The organism is Nocardiopsis sp. TNDT3, from assembly GCF_003427465.1.
Classification (GTDB): domain Bacteria; phylum Actinomycetota; class Actinomycetes; order Streptosporangiales; family Streptosporangiaceae; genus Nocardiopsis; species Nocardiopsis dassonvillei.
Window position 1 is genome coordinate 1 of record NZ_QPFC01000977.1, and the last position, 2,054, is coordinate 2,054.

General features: G+C 73.3%; 2 protein-coding genes. Both read left to right on the forward strand.

The annotated features are described in order from the left end of the window. Window positions 1-1,102, forward strand: a 1,102-nt coding sequence (locus DQW06_RS22490) for a WD40 repeat domain-containing protein (protein ID WP_198662519.1), incomplete at its 5' end; no start/stop codon positions are given. Window positions 1,103-1,115: 13 nt separating this feature from the next. After that, window positions 1,116-2,054, forward strand: a 939-nt coding sequence (locus DQW06_RS22495) for a serine/threonine-protein kinase (RefSeq protein ID WP_157983565.1), incomplete at its 3' end; no start/stop codon positions are given.

Genomic DNA, 2,054 nt, shown 5'->3' on the forward strand with positions numbered 1-2,054 from the left:
GGACCCCGCGGCGGCCGGTGCCGACGCCACGGCGAACGGCACCGGTGACGGCACGGCCGCAGGAGAGGCGGCCGGGGAGGGGACCGCCGACCCCGCCTTCGCTCCGCAGGGGTACCAGCAGAGCCTGTCGTCCGCCGACGGGGTGGCCTTCTCCCCCGACGGGGAACGGGTCTACGCCACCGGTTCGCTCTACTTCTCCGTGTGGGACTGGCGTGCGGGCGAGATCACGGCCTTCCTCGACCCCTCGCCGTCCGAGACCGACATCAACGCCGACGGCGTGATGGCGATGGTCCACGCGGACGGGGTGGGGCCCGGCCACCAGGACAGGATCGAACTCCTGCGGGACACCGACGGGACGCTGACCGAGGAGACCGTCCTGGTGTACGAGGAGCAGCGCACCAACCCCCGCAACCCCGCGCTGTCCTCCGACGGGGCCCGTGTGGCGGTCGTGGCCAACGAACCGGGCCGGGACGGCATCGAGCACGTCATCCACGTGTGGGACGTCGCGGCGGGCGAACGCGTCCTCACCGTCCCCCTGCTGGGGCCGGACACGTTTAGCCACGTGTTCGACCTGGAGTTCACCGCCGACGGGGAGAGGCTCCTCGGCACCGTCAGCGACGGCTCCGAGCGAGTGCTGGGGGTCGCCGTGTGGGACGCGGACACCGGGGACTGGGTCCACTACTTCGAGGGGTCCGGGAACCTGGGATTCGCCCCGCATCCGACCGATCCGTCGGTGATGGCGCTGCTGGAGGACACCGACCGGGTCCGTCTGGTGGATCTGGACACGGGCACCACCCTGCGGGACCTGGGCCGCATCGGCGAGGACGACCCCGACGTCGGATTCTCCCTCGCGTTCTCCTCCGACGGTGAACGGCTGTACGCCGGTGTCGGGGACCCGTACGGCGTCACCGAACTGCTCGGGACGGTGTGGGACACCGGAACGGGCGAGGTCCTGCGCGACGGCGACGCCCTGCTGCCCGGACCACTGGACCCGCACCCCCGCGACGAGTTCCTGGCCGTCGTCGATCCGGAGGCGGGCCAGGTGCTGATACTGGACGGCGAGAACCTGACCGTCGTCAACGAGCTTGAGCAACCGGACTGAAACGAAAGCCCCCATGCGCGCACTCTCCCCGGACGACCCCCGCGACATCGGCCCCTACCGCCTCCGCGCCGTTCTCGGTGCGGGCGGCATGGGCCGCGTCTACCTGGGCACCGGCGCCGACGGCACCCTCGCCGCGGTCAAGTCGGTGCGGGCGGAGTTCGCCTACGACTCCGGCTTCCGCACCAGGTTCGCCCGGGAACTCGCCCTGACGGGCCGCGCGCACGGGCCCTTCATCCCCCGTGTGCTGGACCACGACTCCGCCGCCCGGCTGCCGTGGATGGCGACCGAGTACGTGGCCGGGCCCACCCTGCACGACCTGGTCCGGGAGGCCGGTCCGCTCCCCGAGGAGTCGGTGCGGTTCCTGCTGCGGGCGGTCGCCTCGGTGCTGGAGGGCATGCACGGGAACGGACTGGTGCACCGCGACCTCAAGCCCGGCAACGTCATGGTCGCGGCGGTCGGGCCGCAGGTGATCGACTTCGGGGTCTCCAAGGCCCTGGAGGGGGCCGAGAACGCAGACGATGAGGAGACCCTGACCGCCGGGACCCCCGGCTACACCGCCCCCGAGCAGTACGAGGGGGCGGCGGCGTCCCCCGCCACGGACGTCTTCGCGCTGGCGGGCACCGCCGTGTACGCGCTCACCGGTACCGGCCCGTTCGGCGAGGGGCACCCCTCCGCCGTGGCCTACCGCATCACCCGTCTGGAACCGGACCTGGCCTCCGTCCCCGAGGACCTGCGCGGACTGCTCTCCCGGTGCCTGGCGAAGGTTCCCGGCGACCGGCCGTCGGCGGCCGGGGTTCTGGAGGAACTGGGCGGCCCGGTCGATCCCGTCGAGGCGGCGCCGGACTGGCTCCCGGTGGAGGCCGCGCGGAGGGTGGAGGAGGCCGCGCAGGCGCACCGGGAGTACACCTCCCCGCACCCGCGACGCCCGGCGGCTCTCCGCCGCCGCCGGGGG